Origin of the sequence: Terribacillus saccharophilus (assembly GCF_000725365.1) — a bacterium.
Lineage (GTDB): Bacteria > Bacillota > Bacilli > Bacillales > Amphibacillaceae > Terribacillus > Terribacillus saccharophilus.
Genome location: NZ_CP008876.1, coordinates 3385799 through 3410692 on the forward strand (window position 1 = coordinate 3385799; position 24894 = coordinate 3410692).

At 44.0% G+C, this 24894-nt stretch carries 21 protein-coding genes, 1 riboswitch and 1 other annotated feature; of the genes, 17 read left to right on the forward strand and 4 right to left on the reverse strand.

The features are described 5' to 3' along the window. Window positions 1–174 precede the first annotated feature (174 nt). From GZ22_RS16870 to GZ22_RS16900, 8 genes are all read left to right on the forward strand, one after another. Window positions 175–1530 carry an isochorismate synthase gene (locus GZ22_RS16870; RefSeq protein WP_038565035.1) on the forward strand — a complete coding sequence of 452 codons (1356 nt, stop codon included), beginning with the start codon at window positions 175–177 and terminating at the stop codon, window positions 1528–1530. After that, complete coding sequence (gene menD, locus GZ22_RS16875; RefSeq protein WP_038565038.1) at window positions 1527–3272, forward strand: 2-succinyl-5-enolpyruvyl-6-hydroxy-3-cyclohexene-1-carboxylic-acid synthase; 1746 nt, start codon at window positions 1527–1529, stop codon at window positions 3270–3272. The genes GZ22_RS16870 and menD overlap by 4 nt, the downstream gene beginning before the upstream one ends. After that, complete coding sequence (gene menH / locus GZ22_RS16880; RefSeq protein ID WP_245609689.1) at window positions 3265–4080, forward strand: 2-succinyl-6-hydroxy-2,4-cyclohexadiene-1-carboxylate synthase; 816 nt, start codon at window positions 3265–3267, stop codon at window positions 4078–4080. The genes menD and menH overlap by 8 nt, the downstream gene beginning before the upstream one ends. Beyond that, the gene (gene menB / locus GZ22_RS16885; protein WP_038565044.1) at window positions 4080–4898 is read left to right on the forward strand and encodes a 1,4-dihydroxy-2-naphthoyl-CoA synthase; all 819 of its coding nucleotides are present in this window, start codon (window positions 4080–4082) and stop codon (window positions 4896–4898) included. Before menH ends, menB begins: the two co-directional genes overlap by 1 nt. A 71-nt stretch (window positions 4899–4969) precedes the next feature. Then, window positions 4970–6445 carry an o-succinylbenzoate--CoA ligase gene (locus GZ22_RS16890; RefSeq protein ID WP_038565046.1) on the forward strand — a complete coding sequence of 492 codons (1476 nt, stop codon included), beginning with the start codon at window positions 4970–4972 and terminating at the stop codon, window positions 6443–6445. After that, window positions 6445–7542 (forward strand): o-succinylbenzoate synthase, encoded by a 1098-nt coding sequence (gene menC / locus GZ22_RS16895; protein ID WP_051748418.1) that lies wholly within the window; start codon window positions 6445–6447, stop codon window positions 7540–7542. The genes GZ22_RS16890 and menC overlap by 1 nt, the downstream gene beginning before the upstream one ends. Before the next feature lie 67 nt (window positions 7543–7609). Beyond that, on the forward strand, window positions 7610–7777 hold the full coding sequence (locus GZ22_RS18330) for a YqaE/Pmp3 family membrane protein (protein ID WP_245609735.1): 168 nt from the start codon (window positions 7610–7612) through the stop codon (window positions 7775–7777). Window positions 7778–7901: 124 nt separating this feature from the next. Beyond that, window positions 7902–8654: a SurA N-terminal domain-containing protein gene (locus tag GZ22_RS16900; protein ID WP_038565052.1), complete on the forward strand. Its 753-nt coding sequence runs from the start codon at window positions 7902–7904 to the stop codon at window positions 8652–8654. Between the two features lie 35 nt (window positions 8655–8689). Here GZ22_RS16900 and GZ22_RS16905 read toward each other — a convergent pair whose 3' ends face one another. Continuing rightward, complete coding sequence (locus GZ22_RS16905) at window positions 8690–9511, reverse strand: DUF6612 family protein (protein ID WP_038565055.1); 822 nt, start codon at window positions 9509–9511, stop codon at window positions 8690–8692. Window positions 9512–10182: 671 nt separating this feature from the next. On the opposite strand from GZ22_RS16905, the gene GZ22_RS16910 reads away from it, so the two are divergent. Continuing rightward, complete coding sequence (locus GZ22_RS16910; protein ID WP_038565058.1) at window positions 10183–10713, forward strand: hypothetical protein; 531 nt, start codon at window positions 10183–10185, stop codon at window positions 10711–10713. A gap of 27 nt (window positions 10714–10740) precedes the next feature. Next, window positions 10741–11217, forward strand: a complete 477-nt coding sequence (gene ytkD / locus GZ22_RS16915; protein ID WP_038565062.1) for an RNA deprotection pyrophosphohydrolase — start codon at window positions 10741–10743, stop codon at window positions 11215–11217. 46 nt (window positions 11218–11263) lie between these two features. Here the strand turns inward: ytkD and pckA are convergent, their stop codons facing one another. Beyond that, window positions 11264–12841, reverse strand: a complete 1578-nt coding sequence (gene pckA, locus GZ22_RS16920) for a phosphoenolpyruvate carboxykinase (ATP) (RefSeq protein ID WP_245609736.1) — start codon at window positions 12839–12841, stop codon at window positions 11264–11266. Between the two features lie 196 nt (window positions 12842–13037). Beyond that, a riboswitch (SAM riboswitch) is annotated at window positions 13038–13143 on the forward strand. 184 nt (window positions 13144–13327) lie between these two features. On the opposite strand from pckA, the gene metK reads away from it, so the two are divergent. Continuing rightward, complete coding sequence (gene metK, locus GZ22_RS16925; RefSeq protein WP_038565068.1) at window positions 13328–14527, forward strand: methionine adenosyltransferase; 1200 nt, start codon at window positions 13328–13330, stop codon at window positions 14525–14527. A gap of 132 nt (window positions 14528–14659) precedes the next feature. Beyond that, window positions 14660–16567 (forward strand): asparagine synthase (glutamine-hydrolyzing), encoded by a 1908-nt coding sequence (asnB, locus tag GZ22_RS16930; protein WP_038565071.1) that lies wholly within the window; start codon window positions 14660–14662, stop codon window positions 16565–16567. Window positions 16568–16600: 33 nt separating this feature from the next. Here asnB and GZ22_RS16935 read toward each other — a convergent pair whose 3' ends face one another. Beyond that, a complete protein-coding gene (locus GZ22_RS16935; RefSeq protein WP_038565074.1) occupies window positions 16601–17110 on the reverse strand; it encodes a gamma carbonic anhydrase in 510 nt (169 codons plus the stop codon). A gap of 88 nt (window positions 17111–17198) precedes the next feature. Between GZ22_RS16935 and GZ22_RS16940 the strand changes: the two genes are divergently transcribed. Then, complete coding sequence (locus GZ22_RS16940; protein ID WP_038565076.1) at window positions 17199–18281, forward strand: tetraprenyl-beta-curcumene synthase family protein; 1083 nt, start codon at window positions 17199–17201, stop codon at window positions 18279–18281. A 15-nt stretch (window positions 18282–18296) separates the two neighbouring features. On the opposite strand, the gene mnmM is transcribed toward GZ22_RS16940, so the two are convergent. Further along, window positions 18297–18866 carry a tRNA 5-(aminomethyl)-2-thiouridylate-methyltransferase MnmM gene (mnmM, locus tag GZ22_RS16945; protein ID WP_038565078.1) on the reverse strand — a complete coding sequence of 190 codons (570 nt, stop codon included), beginning with the start codon at window positions 18864–18866 and terminating at the stop codon, window positions 18297–18299. A gap of 182 nt (window positions 18867–19048) precedes the next feature. Here mnmM and GZ22_RS16950 point away from each other — a divergent pair, with 182 nt between their 5' ends. From GZ22_RS16950 to GZ22_RS16965, 4 genes are all read left to right on the forward strand, one after another. After that, on the forward strand, window positions 19049–19996 hold the full coding sequence (locus GZ22_RS16950) for a BMP family ABC transporter substrate-binding protein (RefSeq protein ID WP_038565080.1): 948 nt from the start codon (window positions 19049–19051) through the stop codon (window positions 19994–19996). A 5-nt stretch (window positions 19997–20001) separates the two neighbouring features. Continuing rightward, window positions 20002–21663 carry a methyl-accepting chemotaxis protein gene (locus GZ22_RS16955; RefSeq protein WP_038565082.1) on the forward strand — a complete coding sequence of 554 codons (1662 nt, stop codon included), beginning with the start codon at window positions 20002–20004 and terminating at the stop codon, window positions 21661–21663. Between the two features lie 41 nt (window positions 21664–21704). After that, window positions 21705–21918, forward strand: a binding site (T-box leader). A 75-nt stretch (window positions 21919–21993) separates the two neighbouring features. Next, window positions 21994–24408 (forward strand): leucine--tRNA ligase, encoded by a 2415-nt coding sequence (gene leuS, locus GZ22_RS16960; RefSeq protein ID WP_038565083.1) that lies wholly within the window; start codon window positions 21994–21996, stop codon window positions 24406–24408. Between the two features lie 62 nt (window positions 24409–24470). Then, complete coding sequence (locus GZ22_RS16965; protein ID WP_038565087.1) at window positions 24471–24776, forward strand: rhodanese-like domain-containing protein; 306 nt, start codon at window positions 24471–24473, stop codon at window positions 24774–24776. The last annotated feature ends 118 nt before the right edge of the window (window positions 24777–24894 follow it).

The following is a 24894-nucleotide window of genomic DNA, read 5'->3' on the forward strand; positions in this document are numbered from 1 at the left end:
ATTAATTTTAGGGAAACAAAGATAGCATGTCAACGTTAATTGCTTACTTAAAATAAGTTATCAAGTGCTACTCCTTGTTTATCGGCGAAAAAGGGAATAGAATAGGGAAGGACATCAGAAAATGAACGTAAACGAACTTTAATTGTCCTTGCAGTAATGTGGAGGTCGGAAAATATGATTCAACAATATAAGACAGATTTCGAGTCTTTTCTTCGTAAAGCTGCTGATGAGCAGCAACAGCAAATACTGGTCAGCTGGACTGAGAAAGTCGGAGCGATAGATCCACTCCGCTTCTTTGCCAATGGTTCTTCTTTAGAAGGAAACCGCCATTTCTGGTACAGCCAAAAAGATGATCTTTGCTTGGTTGGTGCAGGACCGGCAATATTGGATATGCGTACTGCTGAGGAATGGGAGCATGTTATAGAAAGTGCAGTTGTTCACAATCTTTCTTCTAAAGCTGGAACAGGCCCTGTTGCTTTCAGTGGAATGAACTTTCAGCAGGAGCGTGAACGTGAACTGTGGCAGGACTTTCCTGCAACACAATATCGCATACCTGCTTTTACTTTGACCAAAACGGAGAAAGAATATTATGTAACAATCAATCAGTTAGTGGATGGTTCAAATATTGAGAGTCAAATCACTAATACACTTGGGAAGCTAGAGCAGCTGTTCGCTGAAAAAAGTCTTCCAACTTTAAAGACAGAGCTCGTTAGCAAGGAAGAGCTGGAGTCACAAGCGTGGAAGCGATTAGTAAAAGAAGCAACGGATACAATAAAGTCGACTGAATTGGATAAAGTCGTGCTGGCACGGGCGATGAAACTTGAATTTGAAGAGAAACTTCAGGCAGCTGGTGTGCTTCGCAATTTGCTGGACACCCAAAAGGACAGTTTTATTTTTGCTGTCGAAAATGGATCAGCGTGTTTCCTTGGGGCAACGCCGGAGCGTCTAGTGAGTGTTGAGTCAGGCATACTGCATACAAGCTGTGTCGCAGGAACTGCACCGCGTGGTAACAACGAGACCGATGATCAAATGATTGGAGATGCGCTGCTTCAAGATAGTAAGAATCGTGAAGAACATCAATACGTTGTAAAAATGATTACCGATGTGATCGGCAAATACAGTAAGGACTTGCTTCTGCCTGATGGACCGCAGCTATTAAAACTGCGGCAGCTTCAGCATTTGCATACTCCGGTTTCTGCCACACTCCTGCCTGGAGCCTCGCTGCAGCAGATTGTACAGGAACTACATCCAACACCTGCCTTAGGCGGTCTGCCTAAGCAGGAAGCGTTGGATTTTATTGAAAATAAAGAACCGCTTGAACGGGGCTGGTACGGTGCGCCGGTAGGCTGGATGGACAGCTATCGTAATGGAGATACCGCCGTTGCCATCCGTTCTGGTCTGCTGGACGGGAAGCAGGCTGTGTTGTTTGCAGGCTGCGGTGTCGTGAAGGATTCGGATCCAGATATGGAATTCGAAGAGACGGCAATCAAATTCCGTCCAATGCTGGAAGCTTTGGAGGTATCAGAATGAGTCATATAGAAACACTGACCAAATACGTCGGACATTTTGTGGATGCACTTTGGCGAAATGGTGTGGAGCAGGTCGTAATCTCACCTGGATCTCGTTCTACTCCGCTGGCCCTTATGATGACAGAGCATCCGCAAATGAAACAATGGGTGAATTTGGATGAGCGATCTGCTGCATTCTTTGCGCTTGGCCTTGCGAAGGAAAGTCAAAAACCAGTAGCGCTTGTTTGTACGTCAGGAACTGCAGCAGCGAACTATATGCCTGCTGTTGTCGAGGCTTTTTACAGTCGAATCCCTTTGATTCTTTTGACAGCCGATCGCCCGCATGAGTTGCGGGATGTAGGTGCGCCGCAGGCCATCAATCAAATTCAAATGTATGGTGGCTTCGTTAAATGGTTCCATGAGATGATGCTGCCGGAAGCGAATCCAGCAGCATTGCGATATGTACAGCAGCAAGCAGGCAGAGTCATGCAGCAGGCAATGGAAGGAAATCCAGGACCTGTGCATCTTAATTTTCCGTTCCGTGAGCCGCTTACGCCTGACTTTACGATCGAGAACATGTGGTCTTCAGGAGAAACAGCTGTAAAGCCTTCTCTGTATGGTACAGCACAATTGGATGCAAACCACATACAGCAGCTTGCTGAAATGCTGGAAACCTCTAAAAAAGGCTTGATCGTAGTCGGTCCTCAAGAGGATAAGGAGTTTGCGAATGCAGTTGTTCATTTTGCAGAAAAATGGCAGTTGCCAATATTGGCAGATCCACTATCACAATTGCGAAGCGGAACACACGCGAAGGATGTTATTATTGAGACATATGATACGATCCTGAAATCGGAATCTGTACGTGCGAAACTGCAGCCGGACTTTATTATTCGGTTTGGTGCAATGCCTGTTTCCAAGCCGTATCTATTTCTTATGAAAGAATATACCGGCAATGATCATATTGTCGTGGAGAAACACGCAGGCTATCGTGAACCAGTTGGTATGGACACACAATTTATCTACGCAGATCCGGCTATGCTTTGCGAAGCATTAGCATCAATTCCTGCCGCTAAGCCAGAAACATGGCTGCCAACATGGCAGGAAATGAACCGAATTGCGCAAGAAGTATTGCATGACGATATGGAAAGTAAAGAGCTGACTGAGGGAATAACTGTGCAGGACATGCTTCGTGTAACACCGGAGGATAGTAACGTGTTCGTTGGTAACAGTATGCCGATCCGTGATTTGGACAGCTTCTTCTTTGCAACAGATAAACAAATCCAGCCATGGTGCAACCGCGGAACTAATGGAATTGATGGTGTTGTTTCAACAGCACTAGGTGTTGCAGCCAGTGGTAAACGCACTACACTCGTAATCGGAGATCTTTCTTTCTATCACGATATGAACGGGCTGATGCTAGGCCGTAACTACGGCCTCGATCTCACTATTGTTGTAATCAATAATAATGGAGGAGGCATCTTCTCCTTCCTGCCGCAGGCTCAAGAAGCAGCTCATTTCGAGGCGCTTTTCGGAACACCAACGAACATGGATTTCGCGCATGCAGCTAGTCTATATCAATTGCCTTATACACTGGCAGATGATCGTACAGCATTTTCCGATGCGTTGCAGGAGAGTTATAATAGAAAAGGAATGCATATCATCGAGGTGCGTACCGAACGGGATGCCAATGTCAGCTGGCACCGTGAAAAATGGCATAAAGCCGAGAGGCAGCTGATGGATTATTTGGATGCTAGTCATGCCTAAGTTTCACTATATCGAAAGTAGCAGTGCTAATGCACCAGATACACTCCTGCTGTTTCATGGATTTACTGGCACTCATCAAACGTGGCTGCCTTTCTTGGAATCATGGAGTGAAAAACATCACGTAATCGCTGTAGATATGCCAGGCCATGGTCAGACAGCCATTCAGGATGACCTGACCATGGACCGCTTCACGGATGATGTTGCTGCATTTCTGGATCAACATGGAGTTGCTCGCGTCAAGCTGTGCGGGTATTCAATGGGAGGAAGAGCAGCTCTTGCTTTTGCCTGCCGCTATCCTGACAGAATAAGCGAGCTGTTGCTGGAGAGTGCATCACCCGGGTTGCGAACAGAAGAGGAACGTCTGTCCAGGCAAATGCAGGACGAGCGTCTGGCCAGTCGGCTTAAGACGGATGGTCTAGTGCAGTTTATTGACTTCTGGGAGAACATCCCGCTGTTTGATACACAAAAAAACTTGCCGAAGTTTATCCAGCAGATCATTAGGGAAGAACGCTTATCGCAGCAAGCGACCGGTTTGGCAAGTTCACTCCGGACTATGGGAACAGGCAAACAAGACTCCTATTGGGACAAGTTGTCCTACTTGGATAAACCAGTAATTTTAGTTGCTGGATCAATGGATCATAAATTCGTTGGTATCAATCAGGAGATGGAAAAACGGCTGCCAGCAGCAGAATTACACATCGTTGCGGCGGCCGGTCACTGTGTCCATGTTGAACAACCGCGAATCTTTGATAAAATAGTAAGAAGATACTTGCTTCATATTGAAGCGGATATATTGGAGGAATCATAATGGCAATTACATGGGAAGCTACTCGTACGTATGAAGATATTTTGTACGAAGAATACAATCAAATCGCAAAAATTTCGATCAATCGTCCGGAAGTTCGCAATGCGTTCCGTCCGCAAACGGTAAATGAACTGATCGATGCGTTTACATACGCTCGTGACGACTCTAACATCGGTGTTATCGTGCTTGCTGGTGTCGGCGATAAAGCATTCTGTTCCGGCGGAGACCAAAAAGTACGCGGTCATGGTGGCTATGTGGGAGAAGACCAAATTCCTCGCTTGAATGTACTTGACTTACAGCGTTTAATTCGTGTAATCCCTAAACCAGTTGTTGCGGAAGTATCTGGTTATGCAATTGGCGGCGGACATGTTCTTCATGTAGTCTGTGACTTGACTATTGCTGCTGATAACGCAATCTTTGGCCAAACAGGTCCTCGTGTCGGAAGCTTCGACGCTGGATACGGTGCTGGTCTTCTAGCGCGTAATATCGGTCAGAAGAAAGCTCGCGAAATTTGGTTCCTATGCCGTCAGTACAATGCACAAGAAGCATTGGATATGGGCTTAGTCAATACAGTCGTTCCATTGGATCAGCTGGAAGCAGAAACAGTTAAATGGTGTGAAGAGATGCTTTCCATGTCTCCAACAGCATTGCGTTTCTTGAAAGCTTCTCTTAATGCAGATACAGATGGACTTGCTGGTTTGCAGCAAATGGGCGGAGACGCAACATTGCTTTACTATACAACGGATGAAGCGAAGGAAGGCCGTGATGCGTTCAAAGAAAAACGTACACCTGACTTCAAGAAATTCCCGCGTTTCCCTTAATAGATACCATCAAGAACCTTTGCAGCATATTGCAAAGGTTCTTCTTTATGACAGAAAGGAATGGATGTAACATGACGGAAATCATCCCGCATTGGCTGCAGAAGCAGGCCGACCTTAATCCGGGGCGCTTAGCTTTAGAGACGCCGGAGGGCACGACGATTACTTTCGGCGATTTGCATAAAGCTGTCGATATCAGGGCGCGTAAGCTCGCTTCTCTAGGTGTTCAGCAAGGATCCCGTGTTGCTGTGCTGTCTCACAACAGCGTGGAGATGGTGGTGCTTGTCCATGCGCTTAGCTATATTGGAGCAACACTGATCCTGCTTAATACGAGACTGACAGCGTCTGAATGGTCATTCCAGCTGCAAGATAGTGAAGCGGATTTACTTCTCACAGCGGAAAGATTCGAGAAACAGGCGATGGATACTAGTGTAGCTTTACAAACAATTGAAATGCTGAACGAACTACCTGAAAAGGAGTATACAAGCTGCACAGAGCTTCGATTAGATGATGTGTTCAGTATCATTTATACTTCTGGTACAACAGGTAATCCGAAAGGTGTCGAGCATACTTACGGCAATCACTGGTGGAGTGCAATTGGTTCTGCCTTGAATCTTGGTCTTTCACAGGAAGATAAGTGGTTGTCTCCTCTGCCAATGTTCCATGTGGGTGGGTTATCGACCATTTTCAAAAGCGCCATTTATGGGATGCCGCTTTACGTGACCGAAAGCTTTGATGAAAAAATAGTACAGACGGCAATCATTGAGCGTAGTGTGACAATAGTCTCTGTGGTGACGGTCATGCTACAGCGTTTGTTGCGGCTGCAAGAGGAAGACGGTGTCACATATCCCGAGAAGTTCCGCTGCATGCTTTTAGGAGGAGGACCTGCTCCGCTCCATCTGCTGGAAGAGTCAAAGGCCCGTGCTATTCCTGTATTTCAATCGTATGGGATGACCGAAACTGCGTCACAAATTGTGACGTTAAGCCCTGAGGATAGCATTCGCAAGCTAGGATCTGCCGGTAAAGCGCTTGTTCCTGCCCAGCTGCGCATTATGACCGAAAATGGTTTTGCCAAGCCAGAAGAGCCCGGGGAGATTCAAGTGAAAGGTCCAATGATCACCAAAGGATATTATCGGAATCCAGGTGCAACAGAAGGAGCTTTCCAGGAAGGCTGGCTGGCAACAGGAGATGTTGGTTACACAGACCAAGATGGTTATTTGTATGTGCTTGACCGAAGGAAGGATCTGATAATTTCCGGCGGTGAAAATATCTATCCTGCTGAAGTGGAAGGCATATTATCGAGTCATCCAAACATACAAGAGGCAGCTGTCATCGGAAAAACTGATACAAAATGGGGAGCCGTACCTGTTGCATACCTTGTGAAAAATGCAGAAGTGAGTGTCGAAGAATTACAGGCGTATTGCCAGGAAAAACTGGCCCGCTATAAAATTCCGAAGTACTGGCATTGGATGGATGAGCTTCCTCGTAACGCCAGTAATAAACTGATGCGCTATAAGCTGCAGCAGCTGCTCGATGAGGGTAGTTCGTGATGGAGCTAAAAAGCTATCGTTTATTCCGATACACGCTGCCGCTTAAACAGCCTTTTACGACACATGCCGGTGCGCTGAATGAAAGAGAAGGAATCATTGTCGAGCTGCAGGATAATGATGGTCGCTTTGGCTTTGGTGAGGGTGTTGCTTTTGCGATTCCTTTTTATACGAGTGAAACAGTTGAATCCAGCTGGATTTTGTTGCAGAAAACATTACTTCCGCTTCTTTTCGCTAAAAAAGTAAATCATCCAACAGAGGTTCCACAGCTGTTTGCTGGTATCGTCGGCAACCAAATGGCTAAGGCTGCTGTGGAAGGTGCTGTATGGGATTTATACGCCAAGCAGCAGGGCAAGAGCCTTGCTTCTTGTATCGGCGGTACAAGAACAAAAGCAAAAGCAGGAGGGGTCATAAGTCTGTCTGATGATCTAGAACAGACAATTGAGATGATACGCAGCCAGGGCTTTGAGCGTGCCAAGCTGAAAGTGACAAAATATAACGAGCGTAGAGCTATTGAGCTGGTTAAGGAAATCGATCTGAAACTGCCGCTCATGATCGATGGGAATGGCATGTACTCGGAAAAGGATATCTCCTTACTTGCCGAATTGGACAGCTTGAACCTGCAGATGATTGAACAGCCGTTTCTTCCAGGTGATTTTGTCCTGCATCATCGATTGCAGCAGCAGATGAAAACACCTATTTGTCTTGATGAAACAGTGGAGAGCTTTTCAGATGCCTGGCAGGCTCTCGAGTTAGGTGCATGTAGGACTATCAATATTAAGATTGGAAGGGTAGGAGGCTTGACGGAAGCTATCCGAATTCACGATTTGTGCCATCAAGCTGGTTTAGCTGTTTGGTGTGGCGGAATGGTGGAAACAGGTATTTCAAAGGCACATAATCTCGCGCTCGCTTCCTTGCCCGGCTTTTCAATCCCTGGTGATTTGTCTGGATCTGACCGTTATTTTGAGCGTGACTTGCTCATCGAGCCTCTGCGAGTGGAACAAGGAAGCATTCAAATCCCAGATGGACCAGGTATCGGGGTAGACGTGGATGTGGAATTTTTACATTATGTATCCAGTGAGGTATTAGAAGGAAAATAGGTGTCAAATGAACCAAATAAGGGTATTTCTAAAGTAATGGAGCTTTAGAGGAGGAATACCTATGTTTATGTACCTATTGGCGATTTTATTGCCGCCTGTGGCCGTATTGTTTACCGGTAAGCCATTTAAGGCGCTGTTGAATTTAGTTTTAACGCTAATCTTTTTCGTTCCGGGAGCTGTACATGCTGCCCTGGTTGTGAAAGACCATAAAAATAGCAAGAAGCAGTATGCGTAAGAAAGGCGCCCTTTACCCGGGCGCCTTTCTCTTACTTTTCTACTAAAAATACGTGGTATACTTGAGTTGAGTGCTAATAGATGTTACATTCGTAACCATACACGAAGAGAGGGGTTTCTATTTTATGAAACGTATTACAACCCTATGCCTGATGCTAGTACTAGCTATTGTATTGGCTGCATGCGGGAATGATGAGGATAAATCATCTGATAATGCTTCCAATGCTGACCAGGAAGAAGCGCAAAAGCAAATGGAAGAAATGCAGAAGAAGATGGAAGAACAGCAAGTAGATCCGGACGAAACAGTTGCGACTGTTAATGGCACCGAGATCAAAGGAGAAGAGTATAACTCCCTTCTATCCTCTGCTCAGCAGCAATCACAAGCTAGCGGTTCTGATCCGACAACGGATGATGCTGCGAAAGAAATGAAGGATCAAGTATTGAAAAGTCTTGTAGGGAATGAACTGCTTTTGCAGGAAGCAGAGAATAAAGACTACGAGGTTACTGATAAAGAAGTGGATGATGAACTTAAATCTGCTAAAGAACAGTTTGAAGATGAAGACCAATTCAATCAAGCACTGGAAGCTACAGGCTCTACAGAAGATGAGTATAAGCAGCAGCTGAAGGAAGGCTTGCTTGTAACGAAATATGTCGATAGCGAGCTGTCACCGAAAGAAGTGACAGAAGACGATATGAAGACATATTACGAAGAGATGGAAAAACAGGCTAAAGAAAGTAATCAAGAAGACAGCCTGCCGAAATACGATGACATCAAGGATCAGTTGAAAGCGACAATGGAACAGCAGAACTTGCAGACTGTTATGCTTGATAAAGTGGACGAGCTCGAGAAAGATGCAGATGTGAAATATAATATTTAAGCAAAAAAGGCACCAGGATATCCTGGTGCCTTTTTTTAGTAAGCTGCAGCTGCTTGATCAGAAATGTCTACTGCGCTTTCTGCTTCAGCTGGAATTTCAATGCTGTCTGTTGCATTGTAGTTTTCATAGTTCATATCCATCAATGCATTGACAGTTGCTTCCTCACCAGCTTCTTCCATTTTCATGACCATATCCAATTTGATGTTCTTCGGATAATTTGTCTCTTTATCAATGGAGATTGTATAGTTGAATTTATCGAAAGTGAAGTTACCCATGCTCTCAAGGCTTTCGCCTGCTGCACCCATCTGCTCTTCCATAAAGCTCATCATTTTATCCTCTGCTACTACTACATCAAGTACATATTCAGTATCAGTTTCAGATACTTTGATACTTTCCGCTAGATCCTTAACTTGCTGAACCTGCTCATCCAAAGGCTGAGCAACTTGATCAGTTCCAAGCGAAGCGCCGATTTCTGATTCAGCATCCATCTTCATCCACATATCAGATGCGGGCTCATACATATAAATCATATTGTCTTTGATATACATATCGAACTGCTGTCCCATGGATTCCATGCTAAGTTTTGAAGAAAGTGGATCCATCACGATAGTACCGTCTGCTGCTGTAGTCATGGTTTGATCCAGTCCGGAAGCTTTGACGTCCATATCCATTGTCATATCCATATCATAGCTATTCAAGTCTTCATTAGCTTCGGCGGATTTTTGCAGAATTTCTTCCGGCGTTGGGCCTTGTTGCTCTTTCCCTTCAGCGTCTGTCGAAGCGCTGTCTGTTCCGCATCCTGTTAAAAATAGTGCTAGTGCTAATACTAACCAGCCAAGGTGTTTTACCGATTTCATCTAATCCCTCCAAAATAATTTGCTTTTCACGGACCCCGTTACCTTATTAGAAACAGAGTATGTCTTATTACTTTAGATGTAAAAAATTAGTCCGTATGGAAAGCTTATCAATTCATTACGTATTTTACATGAATTTGCTTCACAATTTCCTACAAAAAACTACATTCAGTAAGAAGTTACTACGATTTTTTTTCAAATGTTTACAAAAGAGGAGCATAATACCCAGAAGGAAATGAGACGTCAGTACTAGGGAGAAAAAGGTCCACTCTTTTGTTGAAGTGAATTGCCGATCCTTCAATTGTTTTCGACGATTACCATTACTTCGAATGATTTTAGCTTCGGCGATGAATGGTATTAACCAACTTAGATGCAGTTCTTTTTCAAGGCTAAACCTCCAATATTATTTTATTGGCCAGATAGAGAGGATATTAAGTTAGACGTGTTGTATGTATTTCTTCATCAAGCCATTTGTAATTCGTATGCTTATTTCCCTTAAATTTACAAATGAAACTTATCTCTTTTATTTTGGGGGTAACACTTGTAAATAAATACTAAATTGAAGTGAAGTGTCAGAAACCGACAAACAGTAAGAAAATCCTACAAATATTCGGGGTTTTAAAAGCTGGCAGATGAGGAATACCTATAACATGACTACATAAGGAGGACTAATTATGCTTCAACCAACTTGGAAAAAAGCAATAGCTGCTATCATCACGCTCCTAGTCCCATTTACATTCGCGCTATCATACCAATCAGACAATATATCTGCTGTAACAGCTGAACAAGTAAACGCAGAAAAAAATGAGGCTGCCGAGCAGCCGGAGCTTGATAAAGAACAAATTGAACAGCTGACAGCTGCGTTTATGGATAAAGTCACACAAGACATTGATACAAATTACAAAGTTCTAAATTATAATACGAAGGAAGATTTACTAAAAAGTTTTGACGAAGTGGCTACAAGAGATGTAAGCGGACCGATCGTTGATTTTTATTTCACAGAGGAAGAAGATGGCTTGTACATTCTGCCGACTGAGACTCCAGCTTGGTTCAATCCTGATAATTCATACAAAGAGGAAACAGACTCCGATAAGTATGTTACAATTACACAAAGCAATACCGATGATTTGCACGGTAACTATACAATCGAGATCAAATTCTTGTATGACGGAGGCTGGAAGATAGCAGCAGTCAAATACTTGTAGGTTTGATGTGAAGAAGGCAGTGGGAAGATGATTACGTTCAGAGATTACTACAATAATGAAGTGAAGATGTCTTTCGCCGATCATCCATTTTCTGATCATCCTAAACATGTGTGGGTGATTTGCAGATACGGAAGCAGATGGTTGCTCACACGTCATAAGGATCGGGGATTGGAGTTCCCTGGTGGCAAGGTGGAAAAAGGGGAAACGGCAGAGCATGCGGCTTTGCGGGAAGTAATGGAGGAGACTGGCGGTGTAGTCCAGCAATTGAAGTATGTCGGTCAGTACTTCGTAGCAGGCAAGGCAGGGCATATCGTAAAGAACGTCTATTATGCCATCATCTCAGAACTGAAGAAGAAATCCAATTACATGGAAACATATGGACCGGTTCTGGTCGAAAAGTTCCCTTCCCATCTGGCGCAGCATGCTGAATACAGCTTTATGATGAAAGATAAGGTGCTGCCTAGTGCATTGCATCATATAGATAAGTTTGAAAAGACAATGTAACAAAACTGCCCCGAAGCTAATAACAGCTTTCGGGGCAGTTCTTTTTTTACTTATATAATGGTCCGGCTTGGCGGACGGCATCATCGATGAAATCAAATTTTGAAAAGTTCTGATGGAATTTCACCGAAAGTTCTTGTGCCGTCGATTTGTAAGCGGCTTTGTCTTCCCATGCATTCTCCGGCATAAGTAGCTCTGCTGGGACGTTTGCAATGGAAACAGGAACATGCAGACCGAAAATTGGATCTTGAGTAGTTTCTGTATCACGCAGTTCTCCGCTGAGGGCAGCCTGAACCATGGATCTTGTATAGGCAAGCTTCATACGGGAACCAGTATGGTAGTCTCCGCCAGTCCAGCCGGTATTAACGAGATACACCTCGGCTTGATGTTCACTGATTTTTTCGCCGAGCATCTCTGCATAAACAGAAGGTGCCAGCGGCAGGAAAGGAGCACCGAAGCAAGTCGAGAACGTAGCTTCAGGTTCTGTTACGCCGCGCTCTGTTCCGGCAAGTTTGCTCGTATATCCGCTTAGGAAGTGGTACATCGCCTGTTCGGTTGTTAATTTACTGATTGGCGGCAACACGCCAGTAGCATCTGCGGTCAGGAAAACGATTGTTTTTGGATGACCAGCTAAGCTCTTGGACAGGCTGCCCTTGATGTAATCAATCGGGTAAGCTGCACGCGTATTTTCTGTCACAGAACCATCATCATAGTTACAAATGCCAGCTTCATCAACAGCTACATTTTCAAGAATTGTACCGAATTTGATGGCGCCATGAATTTCTGGCTCTTTTTCAGCTGACAGATTGATGCATTTAGCATAACAGCCGCCTTCAATATTGAAAATGCCATCAGGAGACCAGCCATGTTCGTCATCTCCGATCAGAGGTCTGTTCGGATCAGCGGATAGCGTAGTTTTACCTGTTCCGGATAAACCGAAGAAGAGGGCTGTATCACCATCAGTTCCTACGTTAGCAGAGCAGTGCATTGGCAGGATTTCCTGCTGCGGCAAGAGGAAATTCATTACGGAGAAAATGGATTTCTTCATTTCTCCAGCATATTCCGTACCGCCTATCACGATTACGCGCTGTTTGAAGGAGACGATGACAAATGCTTCTGAATTAGTACCATCGACTAACGGATCTGCTTTTACACCAGGAGCAGAGATGACAGTGAATGCAGGTTTATGTGCAGCCAGCTCATCTTCGCTCGGACGAATGAACAATTGATGAGCAAATAAATTGTGCCAAGCGTATTCATTAATTACTTGTATAGGAAGATGGTAGCGTTCATCAGCTCCGGCAAAACCTTGGAATGAGAATACTTCTTCTTGTGCCTGTAAGTAGTCGACGACTTTACCTAATAAGTGCTCGAATGTTTCTTCGCTGATAGGCTGGTTGACTATTCCCCAGTCTACTTTGTTTTCGGAAAGCTCGTCTTTAACGATGAATTTATCCTTTGGTGAGCGGCCTGTATATTTTCCAGTCGCAGCTCGTAAAGCACCAGTCTTTGTCAAACGAGCTTCCTGGCGGGACAATGCCGCCTCCGTCAGCTGAGCCGCGGATAGGTTTTTTCTTACATTGGATTGGGAGCGCATTTCTTCTAGCGCTGTTAACGCGTGCATCATTCGCATCTGGATCCCGCCTTTTTTTAGAAGTTTTAAATTAGTATAACACATTAAGATATTAATACATACTATTATAAAATGCAATCAATAAGTGCGTGCTTTATTAGTAAATAATCCCGAGAGTTTTAGTCGGTATTTACATGATTTTGTTGACTTCTGGAGGCTGTTCCGATAACATAGTTGCGAACGGAAAACACTCTTATTCAGAGTAGGCGGAGGGACAGGCCCTAAGAAACCCGGCAACCGTCACATTTTGTGAAATGGTGCTCAACCTGAGCAAGGGATACCTTGAACGATAAGAGAGGGAATAAGCCAGCCTTCTGTTATGATGGAAGGTTTTTTTCATGTAACGGCTTAATAACTGAAAAAGAGCAATACTATTGATAGTGCTCTTTCAACCTTCACCCATTATCAAGTTTCTTAATAACATACCTTGGAAAGAGTAAAACTTCCGTATTAATCGTAGTTGAAGGGGGATTTGGCAGAATGACTGCTAATCGTCGATTATTTACCTCAGAATCCGTTACTGAAGGTCATCCGGATAAAATCTGTGACCAGATCTCGGATGCTATATTAGATGAAATCCTAGCTAAAGATCCGAATGCCCGTGTTGCTTGTGAAACGACAGTTACGACTGGTCTTGTACTCGTTGCAGGTGAAATTACAACAAGCGCTTATGTAGATATCCAAAGCATCGTGCGTAAAACAATCAAGGAAATTGGTTATACACGTGCGAAATATGGCTTTGATGCTGATACATGTGCTGTATTGACAGCAATCGATGAGCAATCTCCTGATATTGCAGGCGGTGTCGATCAGGCGCTTGAGGCTCGTGAAGGGCTGATGACGGATGAAGAAATCGATGCAATCGGTGCAGGTGACCAAGGATTGATGTTTGGTTATGCAAGCAATGAAACACCGGAGTATATGCCGCTGCCAATTTCATTGGCGCACCGTCTATCCAAGCAATTGGCGAAGATACGGAAAGATGAAACTGTCGATTACTTGCGCCCGGATGGGAAAACACAAGTAACAGTAGAATATGATGAAAACGATCAACCTGTACGGATTGATACGATTGTCATCTCCACACAGCATCACCCAGAAGTGGAGCAAGTTCAGATTCATTCCGATTTGAAAGAGCTTGTTATCAAACCTGTCGTTCCAGCTGAATTGCTGGATGAGAATACAAAGTACATCATCAACCCGACGGGACGATTCGTTATCGGCGGGCCACAAGGTGATGCAGGTCTGACTGGACGTAAAATTATCGTTGATACGTATGGCGGTTATGCTCGTCACGGCGGCGGTGCATTCAGCGGAAAAGATGCTACAAAAGTAGATCGTTCCGGTGCTTATGCAGCACGTTATGTTGCGAAAAACATCGTGGCAGCAGGTCTTGCTGAGAAATGTGAAGTACAGCTTGCTTATGCGATCGGTGTTGCTGAACCAGTTTCCATCAGTATAGATACTTTCGGAACAGGTAAAGAGTCCGAAGAAGCATTGGTGAAAGCAGTACGTCATTTATTCGACCTTCGTCCTGCCGGCATCATTAAAATGCTGAACCTACGTCAGCCAATCTACAAAGATACAGCTGCATATGGTCACTTTGGACGTACAGATAAAAACTTCCCTTGGGAGCAGACTGACAAAGCAGTACAGCTGGAAAGCTATACATTTGCATAAGCTGCTTGAAGGCAAGAGCGTTAACTTCGCTCTTGCTTTTTTTGTGTCGGCACCCATAATCTCCCTTCAAGAACCGAATTGTTTTATGCTATAATTAATGGCTAGAAGTAATGAAAGAGAGGCTAACATTAAATGTGTGGTTTGATTGGCGTAATCAGAAAAAACGTAAAACAATTAACGCAAGCTGATAAGGATAAATTCAAACAACAGAACAACATCATCACGCACCGCGGTCCGGATGATGAAGGATATTATCATGACGAACATGTCTCATTCGGTTTCCGCCGCTTGAGTATTATCGATATCGAGGCTGGTGTTCAGCCATTAAGCTATGATGATGAAAGAATCTGGATGGTTTTCAACGGGGAAATCTACAACTATGTAGAGCTTCGTGAAGAATTGCTGAAAAAAGGCGCTGAGTTCAAGACAGAATCCGACACCGAGGTCATCGCAGCGATGTACCATACATACGGGACGGAAGCATTCAAAGAGCTTCGCGGTATGTTCAGCATTTTGCTATGGGATAAAGAGAAGAAGACACTTTTCGGAGCACGTGACCCATTTGGTATTAAACCACTCTTCTATAAAGAGACAGATGATGAGATTTTCTTCGCATCTGAGAAGAAGAGCATCACTCTTCTGGAAGAATCAGAGACAGTCGATACAGAAGCGCTGCAGCATTATTTGAGCTACCAGTATGTACCGGAACCGTTCACGATGACAGAAGGTATTAAGAAAGTTGAACCTGGTCATTACTTCGTGAAGCGTGAAGGTGAACCGATAGAATTCCATCGTTACTGGCATGCGACATTCTCACCGAAAATCATGGACAAGCAAGCTTGGATCACTCGTATCCAGGATGTTCTTCATGATTCCGTAAGCAAGCATATGCGAAGTGATGTTCCGGTTGGTTCCTTCCTTTCTGGTGGAATTGATTCTTCCATCATTGTAGCCATTGCGAAGCAATTCAATCCGAATTTGAAGACATTCTCTGTCGGTTTTGAACGTGAAGGATTCTCCGAAGTGGATGTGGCGAAAGAAACAGCTGAGAAACTCGGCGTAGAAAACTATTCCCATATCATTACACCTGAAGAATACTTAGAAAAACTTCCGAAAATCATGTGGCATATGGATGATCCATTGGCGGATCCATCTGCTGTGGCACTTTACTTCGTTGCAAGGGAAGCTAGCAAACATGTAACGGTTGTACTTTCCGGTGAAGGTTCGGATGAACTATTCGGCGGATACAATATCTACCGTGAACCTGAGTCCTTGCGCATGTTCGATAGTATTCCAGGACCTGCAAAAGCACTGCTTGCAAGAGTAGCTAAAATATTGCCTGAAGGTGTACGCGGTAAGAGCTTCCTAGAGCGTGGTACAACACCATTGAAGGATCGTTATATCGGTAATGCTAAAATGTTTGAGGATGCAGACAAGCTGAAGCTTTTGAAAACATACAATGATGCGGTCCACTACCAGCAGATCACAGCTCCATTGTATGAGAATGTGAAAAAAGAATCGCTTGTTGATCAAATGCAGTATATCGACATCCATACTTGGATGCGCGGAGACATTCTCTTAAAAGCAGATAAGATGACAATGGCACATTCACTCGAGCTTCGTGTACCATTCTTGGATAAAGAAGTATTCCGTGTTGCCCGCGAGATTCCGGAAGATTTGAAAATCGCCAACAACACAACGAAGAGCTTACTTCGTGAAGCAGTAGAAGGTATTGTACCGGATCATGTTTTGCATCGTAAAAAACTTGGTTTCCCAGTACCTATGCGTCACTGGCTGAAAAATGAATTGAATGGGTGGGCGAAGACACTCATCCATGAAAGCCAAACAGACCATCTTTTGCATAAAGACTATATCCTGAATCTGTTAGATGCACATTGTCAAGGTAAAGGGGATTACAGCCGTAAAATCTGGACTGTACTTGCCTTCATGCTATGGCATCAGATTTACGTTGAACGTAAGTATGACTTTGCGGAATTCCAAAAAGTCGACAGAGTGGAAAGCAAACTGCAGACCACATAATAAGAAAGCCGTTCCTGTGAGAGGAACGGCTTTTTATATTGTTTCTTTATACTGTTTACTTTTCTTAATATACTCCATTCGTATACGCTCCATGTCTTGGAAATCAGCTTCAGTCAAATCACGTATTACTTTGGCAGGTCTGCCGAATGCGAGTTTGCCGGAAGGAATCGTCTTGCCTGGAGGAACTAGGGAACCTGCGCCTACATAAGCACCGTCCTCGATAACCGCACCATCAAGTACAAGTGACCCCATGCCTACAAGGGAATTCTTTCCGATTGTGCAAGAATGCAGCGTTACTTGGTGACCTATCGTAGCTCCTTGCTTTATAATAAGAGGAAGGTCAGGACTTTGGTGAAGAACACAAAGATCCTGCACATTGGCACCTTCTCCGATTATAACTGGTGAAACATCACCGCGTATCACTGTCTTGAACCAGATACTGGCATCTTTTTTAATCGTGACGTCTCCTGTAATAACGGCGTCAGGAGCTACATAAGCTTCTTTGTGAACATGTGGACGTTTCTTGTCGTATTCGTATATCATTTGAATACTCCCTTCGTTTATGTTCTTATAGAATTAATAGATTTTTTGGAAAGAAGACAATCCCGGATTCGAGGAGCGAAATCACATTATGGCCCAACAAATACCAAAGTCATCAGTTTTACTTATGCATCAAGTATATCGGAAAATATTCCCGGAAGTACATAAAGAATTGGAACTATGGACGCAGCGGGCAGAAGCGATACCGGATCCGGAACTGCGCAAGCAGGCGCTGGAGAGTATTCGGACCAAACGCTTCCATTGTCAGGGCGGGGCTGTATACAGTCTGCTTGCTGGAGATGCGTGGAAGCAAGCGATAAAATTCATTATTGCCTATCAAACTATCAGTGACTATCTTGATAATCTATGTGATCGCAGTACTTCTCTTGACCCAGAAGATTTTCGTCTATTACATCAATCAATGCTCGATGCACTTCAGCCCGGTGAAAAGCTAAAGGATTATTACGCATTACGTGACGAGCGGGAAGACGGCGGATACTTGCACTCACTTGTTTTCACTTGTCAGACCATCCTTAGCAAACAGTCAAATCTGCAAGTTCTGCAGCCGTATTTATTGAAACTTTCCGGTTTATACGGAGATTTACAAGTACACAAGCATGTGGCAAAGGAAGAGCGGATCGAAAGACTGACAACCTGGTTTTCACATCATCAAGAAGAGCACCGGGATCTTACGTGGTATGAATTCTCGGCGTGCAGTGGATCAACGCTCGGCATCTTCTGTTTCGTATCTTATGGAATGGGGATGGAACTCGACCACCAATTGGCCGACGATATCTATCAAAGCTATTTCCCGTATATGCAAGGTCTGCACATTTTGCTGGATTACTATATCGATCAGATGGAAGATGAAGAAGAAGGGGATCTTAATTTCTGCCATTATTACCGAGATGCAGAGGAAATGCGTGAAAGACTTCTGTACTTCATAGAGCGGACGAACGAAAGCGTGCAGCGCCTTCCGCATGCTTCATTCCATGAAATGGTCCATCACGGACTTGTTGGACTGTACTTGGCGGATAGCAAGGTAAGTCTCCTCTCAGATGGAAAGCAGATGATCAAAACACTGCTCAAGGCAAGTGGAAACAAATCGAAGTTTTTCCATTTGAATATAAAAGCATATAACAAAATGAAAGAAGCGCGTACCCCGGTTAGTTAGGGGCTCGCGCTTCTTTTATTTTTTCTTCTCGATAGCAATTATGAATGGCGGGGTGTTTTTCTGGTTTAGAAAGCGATACTGCAAGACGGCGTAATGTTTTTGATCATAATCTTTTACGTGGGCAAGCAATCCTTCTTTTTCAATAGCGCCTTCCGGATGACCATGATAAACAACCAACACGATTCTTCCGCCGGGTTTCAACGCATGGCGAATTTTCTCAATTGCAGTAATCGTGCTTTCTGCATTAGTGGTAATGGCTTTATTGCTACCGGGCAAATAGCCTAAATTGAAAATGGCTCCAGCAAGCTTTCCCTCATCTTCGGGTGTTATATAATGATCGACACGCTGGTGGCTGTCCAGAATTAAAGTCGTATTCGTTACATCATGCAGGCTTAAGTGCTTGCTCGTCATTTCGATAGCTTGCTCCTGTATATCGAATGCTAGCACCTTACCTTCTTCTCCGACAAAACGGCTCAGTGCGAGTGTATCATTCCCATTGCCGCATGTGGCATCAATGACTGTATCTCCTGGATGAATCACTTGCTCCATCAGTTCGTGTGCATAAGCGATAACATGTTTTAGCATTTCTTGAATCCTCTCTCTAACAAATTGTTCTCTCTTATTTTTACGCTACCTGTGCTTATTTAGCAAATCAAATCTCTTTAATGTAAAGGAAAATTTACAATTAATTTACCAAATAAATGTAGAAACATGTCGATATAAGGACCATAGTAGTAGTGTGAAGAAAGAGAAGGGAGTATATCGACATGTATAAGCGCATCTTAATACCTATTTGTGCCTTGATTTTATGTTATTTATCTGGGTGCGCCGCAAACCCGGCTGCAGCCAAGCTGGATGAAGAAAAACGCATCGGTATCGTTTTGACAGAAGTAGGACTCGGAGATCAGGAATGGAATGATTTGGCGATCGAAGGATTGACGAAAGCGAGAGACCGGCTTGATATTAACTATACATATAAAGAAATTACTCCAGAACTTACTTATGAGAAAGCATTACAGGATTTAGCCGATGAAGGAATGGATACGATTATCACTTTGGAAGCAGCGGCAGAAAATGCTGTAACAAGCCAGGCAAAGGCCAATCCTTCTATTACATACATAGCTTTTGAGACAGAGCTGAAAGGTGATAATCTATTCGGCTACACTTTCGATACAGAGCAGGCAGGTTATTTAGCTGGGGTGGCAGCTGCTACTGTATCGCAGTCTGGTAAAGCAGGTTTCATTGGGGAGTCTTCCAGTGCTTACCTTGAAGGTTTCAAACAAGGAATTGCAGCTACATCCAAGGATACTGAACTGCTCGTTGGAGAGGCATCACCGGACGATACATCATCAGGCAGCAAAGTCGCGAAGGAATTGATTGCAGAGGAAGCGGAGATTCTTTTTGCCGAGCCTGGTGAAGCTGGAAAGGCAGTACTGGAGCAAGCATCACTAGCGGATGTTTATGCAATCGGTGCTGGAAGTGACCAGAGCTATATCGCTCCTGATAATGTCGTCACGTCTGCTTTGCTGCAAATTGATCATGTCATATTCGATTTTCTGGAACAGGACTCAAAAGGCAATGAGCTGCCTGAAGACAATATGATCGGCTTGAAGGAGCAGGCTGTGGCTTTAAGCCCTGTTGCTGTTGTCAGTATCACAGACACAGTTGAAGGGAAAGTCCACACAGCGACACAAAAGCTGTTAGAATCGGAGTGAGCTAAATGAAACTGACACGGAAACTATTCCTGCAGGCAGCAGGGACTAGTGCATTAGCATTGGTGCTCATTGCTTTTATCATTTTCAGTATGATAAGAATTAATGCTTCAAGTTATGAGCAAGTTCAGCATCTTCTCCAGCTTCAGCAGCTGGACAGCCAGCTGAACAATGCCGGACAGGTACTGAGAAATACAACTACAATCCGTACCGATTCATCAGCAGCGGATTTACGGTCTTATATGGAACAAAGCAATTCGAGCTTCAAACAGCTTTTGCAATCATCAGAAGGACAATCAGCAGCATATCTTGAAGCAGGAAAAGCAAAGTATGATGACTGGCAAGGGGAAGTTACGAGTCTTTTGACTAATGTAAATGAGATGGATGCGCTGCGGTTATCAAGCCGTGTTCAAGGGCTGCTGAATGATATTTATATGGCGAACGCATATAGTACAGCAGCATATGAGGATGAACAGCTTGCTTTGCAAAATCAGATTACATTTGTAATTGTGGTTTCTGTTATAGGAGTGCTGCTGCTCATACTCATTACTAACTATACATCTCGAAGAACAAGTAAATCGATTGCAGATCCCTTATTGGCGCTTGCGTCCAGAACGAACCAAATTGCAGCAGGTGATTTAACGGTAGAGCCGTTAGAAAAGACGGGCAGTCTGGAAATCAGTGAAATGAATCAAGCCTTTGGGCAAATGACAGAACAGCTGAAGAACTTGATTGGCTCTATAGAAAAGGCAGGCGATGAAGTAGCTGGAATGTCTGCTGAAATTGATAAGGACAATCAGAATCTGCAGGGGCTGCATAAAGAAATTGCTGCTTCCGTTGGGGAAATCACATCCGGTTCGCAGCTTATTTCTACAGATTTGCAGCAAACGGTGACACTAATAGAACAAATGGACAAGCAAGGAAGTGCTAACAGTACTTTTGCAACCGAAACAGTCGCACTTGGCAAGCTTGCATCAGAAGCAGCGGTACGAGGAAGGGAAACTGTACATAACCAGCAGCAGCTCACGGTCAAGAATGGAGAGAGCAGAGATTTGATGGAAGCGTCGCTGCGAGATTTCATCCAATATTCTCAGCAGATCGAGCAAATGGTAGCATCGGTATCCTCGGTTGCTGAACAGACCAATTTGCTTGCGCTAAACGCCGCAATTGAGGCTGCAAGAGCTGGTGAAGCAGGGAAAGGCTTTGCTGTTGTAGCAGATGAGATTCGCAAGCTTGCGGATGAGTCCAAATCATCTGCTGATGCTATCTATCAAACAGTGGGAGCAATTCGCCAGGGTACGATGAGTTTATCCGAAGCTGTGCAGTTTGGTCATGAGGTGGCCAAAGCAGAAACTGCTTCTATGGAAAGTATGGAAAGCTCATTTATGGAAATAGAAGAGAAGTTTCAGTCCATTTCGAATCGACTGCACCAAATTCAAAGCGGCAGTGTCCAATCGGAGCGATTGGGTACAGAGGTTCTTGGCAGGGTAGAACAAATCAGCAGTACTCTTCAGGAAAATACTGCAAAAATAGATGTAGTACATCATTCTACCAATGAACAGTATGGTGCTTATGAACAGTTGGCAATGACAGTCCGTCAGCTTGACCGCGTTACACGCGAATTGCAGGATGCTGTTTCGGTGTTCCAGACGGAAGCTGCCGAATCTTGACAAATGCAGCGCATTTCCGTACACTGGACACAACAATACTGTGAACGATGAGGAGAAGGAGTAGTAGCAAGCTCTGCTTGGCTTAAGAGAGACGGCATTTTGGTGCAAGCCGTCCCGGCATCTTGTGAACTCGCCTTCATAATTGCAAAAGGGAACTACCAGTACTTTTTGCCGTTTTCCGCGTTAAGGAATGTCGAGCGAGCGCATTTGCGCTAAAGTTGGGTGGTACCGCGGGAGAAGTCTCTCGTCCCATTATTGGGATGAGGGGCTTTTTTCTTTGCTTCACGGTCAGAATTGTTCAAGTTGAAGAGAGTACAGGAGGCACACGATATGTCATTCAATCACCATGAAATAGAAAAGAAATGGCAAGCTTATTGGGAAGAAAACAAAACGTTCAAAACAGATACTTCCTCTGAAAAAGAAAAGTTTTATGCCTTGGATATGTTTCCTTATCCGTCAGGTGCAGGTCTGCATGTAGGACACCCTGAAGGTTATACAGCTACAGATATTTTGTCTCGTATGAAGCGAATGCAAGGCTTTGAAGTGCTGCATCCAATTGGCTGGGATGCATTCGGATTACCTGCGGAGCAGTATGCGCTAGATACAGGGAATGACCCAGAAGAATTTACGAAAAAGAATATCGCAACCTTCACAAGACAGATCAAGGAACTTGGGTTCTCTTACGATTGGGATCGTGAAGTTAATACAACAGATCCAGAATACTATAAATGGACACAATGGATTTTCCTTCAGTTGTATAAAAAGGGTCTTGCTTATGTGGATGAAGTAGCAGTGAACTGGTGTCCTGCTCTTGGTACTGTACTTTCCAATGAAGAAGTTATCGACGGAAAGAGCGAACGCGGCGGGCATCCTGTTATCCGCAAGCCAATGAAGCAATGGGTACTTCGTATTACTGCCTATGCCGATCGCCTTTTGGAAGACTTGGATGAACTTGACTGGCCAGATAGCTTGAAAGAAATGCAGCGCAACTGGATCGGACGCTCGGAAGGTGCAGAAGTGACTTTCCGTATAGTAGGAACTGAGGAAAGTTTTGATGTGTTTACAACTCGTCCGGATACTTTGTTTGGTGCTACATTTGCGGTACTGTCTCCAGAGCATCCGCTAGTTGATAAGATTACTTCTGATGCGCAGCAGAAAGCAGTTGAAAGCTACAAACAAGAAGTGGCAGCGAAGAGTGATTTGGAGCGTACAGATCTTGCAAAAGAGAAAACAGGTGTCTTTACTGGTGCGTATGCAATCAACCCAGTTAATGGCGAAAAAATGCCGATCTGGATCGCAGACTATGTACTTATGAGCTATGGTTCCGGAGCTATCATGGCAGTACCTGCGCATGATGAACGCGACTATGAATTTGCGAAGACTTTCGATTTGCCGATAAAAGCAGTCATCGAAGGTGCTGATATAGAAAATGAAGCTTATACTGGAGAGGGAGCACATATCAATTCTGATTTCCTTGATGGTATGAATAAACAAGAAGCAATTTCTGCAGCAATCGCTTGGCTGGAAGAAAACAAACAAGGTTCGAAAAAAATCAGCTACCGTCTGCGTGACTGGATTTTCAGCCGTCAGCGCTACTGGGGTGAGCCGATTCCTGTAATCCATTGGGAAGATGGCACAATGACAAGTGTGCCGGAGGAAGAGCTTCCGCTTGTTTTGCCGAAAACCGATGAAATTAAATCATCAGGTACAGGTGAATCTCCACTTGCAAATATTACGGATTGGGTGAATGTCACTGATCCTGAAACAGGCAAGAAAGGGAAACGCGAAACACATACAATGCCTCAATGGGCAGGCAGCTGCTGGTACTTCCTTCGTTATATCGATCCGAAGAATCCAGAGAAGCTTGCTGATTTTGAAACACTGAAAAAATGGTTGCCGGTTGATGTATATATCGGTGGAGCAGAACATGCTGTTCTTCATTTGCTGTATGCGCGCTTCTGGCATAAATTCTTATTTGATATCGGTGCTGTACCAACTAAAGAACCTTTCCAAAAGTTATATAACCAAGGGATGATCCTTGGAGAAAATAATGAAAAAATGAGTAAATCCAAAGGTAACGTGGTTAACCCTGACGATGTTATCGAATCCCATGGTGCAGATACACTTCGTCTATACGAAATGTTTATGGGGCCGTTGGATGCTTCCATCGCTTGGTCTGAAAATGGATTAGATGGTTCCCGTCGATTCCTTGATCGTATTTGGCGTTTGTTCATCACAGAAACTGGCGAACTTTCAGAGAAAGTACAAGACACAGAATCTGAAGACCTGCAAAAAACGTATCACGAAACTGTGAAGAAAGTGACAGAGGACTTTGAAGCTTTGCGCTTTAATACAGGTATCTCTCAATTGATGGTATTCATCAATGATTGTTACAAAGCACCTGTCATCCCGCGCGAATTTGCGGAAGGATTCATGAAGTTACTTTCCCCAGTTGCGCCGCATATTGCGGAGGAACTATGGACTAAGCTTGGTCATGATGAAACAATTACGTACGCTGAATGGCCCGTTCATGATGAGTCGAAGCTTGTAGAACAGGAAATTGAAATTGTATTACAGGCCATGGGCAAGCTACGTGCAAAAGTTATGGTGCCTCATGATGCTTCTAAAGAAGAGCTTGAGAAAATCGCATTAAACGACGAACAAATGAAAAGCTGGCTGGAAGGAAAGACAGTCCGTAAAGTGATTGTCGTTCCGGGCAAGCTAGTTAATGTAGTAGCAAATTAATTGGCGGCGAATCCCTTCTGTTTTACGGAAGGGATTCTATTTTAAATAAAGGGGAACTATAAATGCGCAATATACAACCGGAAGAATTGGATGATCTAATTGAAAAAGGCACTTCCTCCTATAAAGTAATCGATGTTCGGGAAGATGAAGAAGTAGAGCAAGGTATGATTCCTGGTGCGATTCATATCCCGCTGCAGCAAATACCTGAAAAGCTGCCTGAATTGTCGGCGGATGACACATATGTACTTGTCTGCCGTGGCGGTCACAGAAGCATGAATGCTGCTGCGTTTATGGAAAACCAAGGTTATGACGTGATTAATATGGATGGCGGAATGCTAGAATGGAAAGGTGAACTTGTCTTTAAATAAGGCATAGAGAACCTGAGTGAGGAAGGCGTTCCGACGTTTTCCTCTTTAATATTCTATCTTTCTTCGAAACTAGTGTTGACAGTCGCGAAATATGATGATAGTATTTAGTTACTGTCGT

What these genes read in the sequence shown, in the direction of transcription:
- GZ22_RS16870 (WP_038565035.1), top strand. Translation starts at nt 175, where the DNA reads ATGATTCAACAATATAAGACAGATTTCGAGTCTTTTCTTCGTAAAGCT.
- menD (WP_038565038.1), top strand. Translation starts at nt 1,527, where the DNA reads ATGAGTCATATAGAAACACTGACCAAATACGTCGGACATTTTGTGGAT.
- menH (WP_245609689.1), top strand. Translation starts at nt 3,265, where the DNA reads ATGCCTAAGTTTCACTATATCGAAAGTAGCAGTGCTAATGCACCAGAT.
- menB (WP_038565044.1), top strand. Translation starts at nt 4,080, where the DNA reads ATGGCAATTACATGGGAAGCTACTCGTACGTATGAAGATATTTTGTAC.
- GZ22_RS16890 (WP_038565046.1), top strand. Translation starts at nt 4,970, where the DNA reads ATGACGGAAATCATCCCGCATTGGCTGCAGAAGCAGGCCGACCTTAAT.
- menC (WP_051748418.1), top strand. Translation starts at nt 6,445, where the DNA reads ATGGAGCTAAAAAGCTATCGTTTATTCCGATACACGCTGCCGCTTAAA.
- GZ22_RS18330 (WP_245609735.1), top strand. Translation starts at nt 7,610, where the DNA reads ATGTACCTATTGGCGATTTTATTGCCGCCTGTGGCCGTATTGTTTACC.
- GZ22_RS16900 (WP_038565052.1), top strand. Translation starts at nt 7,902, where the DNA reads ATGAAACGTATTACAACCCTATGCCTGATGCTAGTACTAGCTATTGTA.
- GZ22_RS16905 (WP_038565055.1), bottom strand. Translation starts at nt 9,511, where the DNA reads ATGAAATCGGTAAAACACCTTGGCTGGTTAGTATTAGCACTAGCACTA.
- GZ22_RS16910 (WP_038565058.1), top strand. Translation starts at nt 10,183, where the DNA reads ATGCTTCAACCAACTTGGAAAAAAGCAATAGCTGCTATCATCACGCTC.
- ytkD (WP_038565062.1), top strand. Translation starts at nt 10,741, where the DNA reads ATGATTACGTTCAGAGATTACTACAATAATGAAGTGAAGATGTCTTTC.
- pckA (WP_245609736.1), bottom strand. Translation starts at nt 12,841, where the DNA reads ATGATGCACGCGTTAACAGCGCTAGAAGAAATGCGCTCCCAATCCAAT.
- metK (WP_038565068.1), top strand. Translation starts at nt 13,328, where the DNA reads ATGACTGCTAATCGTCGATTATTTACCTCAGAATCCGTTACTGAAGGT.
- asnB (WP_038565071.1), top strand. Translation starts at nt 14,660, where the DNA reads ATGTGTGGTTTGATTGGCGTAATCAGAAAAAACGTAAAACAATTAACG.
- GZ22_RS16935 (WP_038565074.1), bottom strand. Translation starts at nt 17,110, where the DNA reads ATGATATACGAATACGACAAGAAACGTCCACATGTTCACAAAGAAGCT.
- GZ22_RS16940 (WP_038565076.1), top strand. Translation starts at nt 17,199, where the DNA reads ATGGCCCAACAAATACCAAAGTCATCAGTTTTACTTATGCATCAAGTA.
- mnmM (WP_038565078.1), bottom strand. Translation starts at nt 18,866, where the DNA reads ATGCTAAAACATGTTATCGCTTATGCACACGAACTGATGGAGCAAGTG.
- GZ22_RS16950 (WP_038565080.1), top strand. Translation starts at nt 19,049, where the DNA reads ATGTATAAGCGCATCTTAATACCTATTTGTGCCTTGATTTTATGTTAT.
- GZ22_RS16955 (WP_038565082.1), top strand. Translation starts at nt 20,002, where the DNA reads ATGAAACTGACACGGAAACTATTCCTGCAGGCAGCAGGGACTAGTGCA.
- leuS (WP_038565083.1), top strand. Translation starts at nt 21,994, where the DNA reads ATGTCATTCAATCACCATGAAATAGAAAAGAAATGGCAAGCTTATTGG.
- GZ22_RS16965 (WP_038565087.1), top strand. Translation starts at nt 24,471, where the DNA reads ATGCGCAATATACAACCGGAAGAATTGGATGATCTAATTGAAAAAGGC.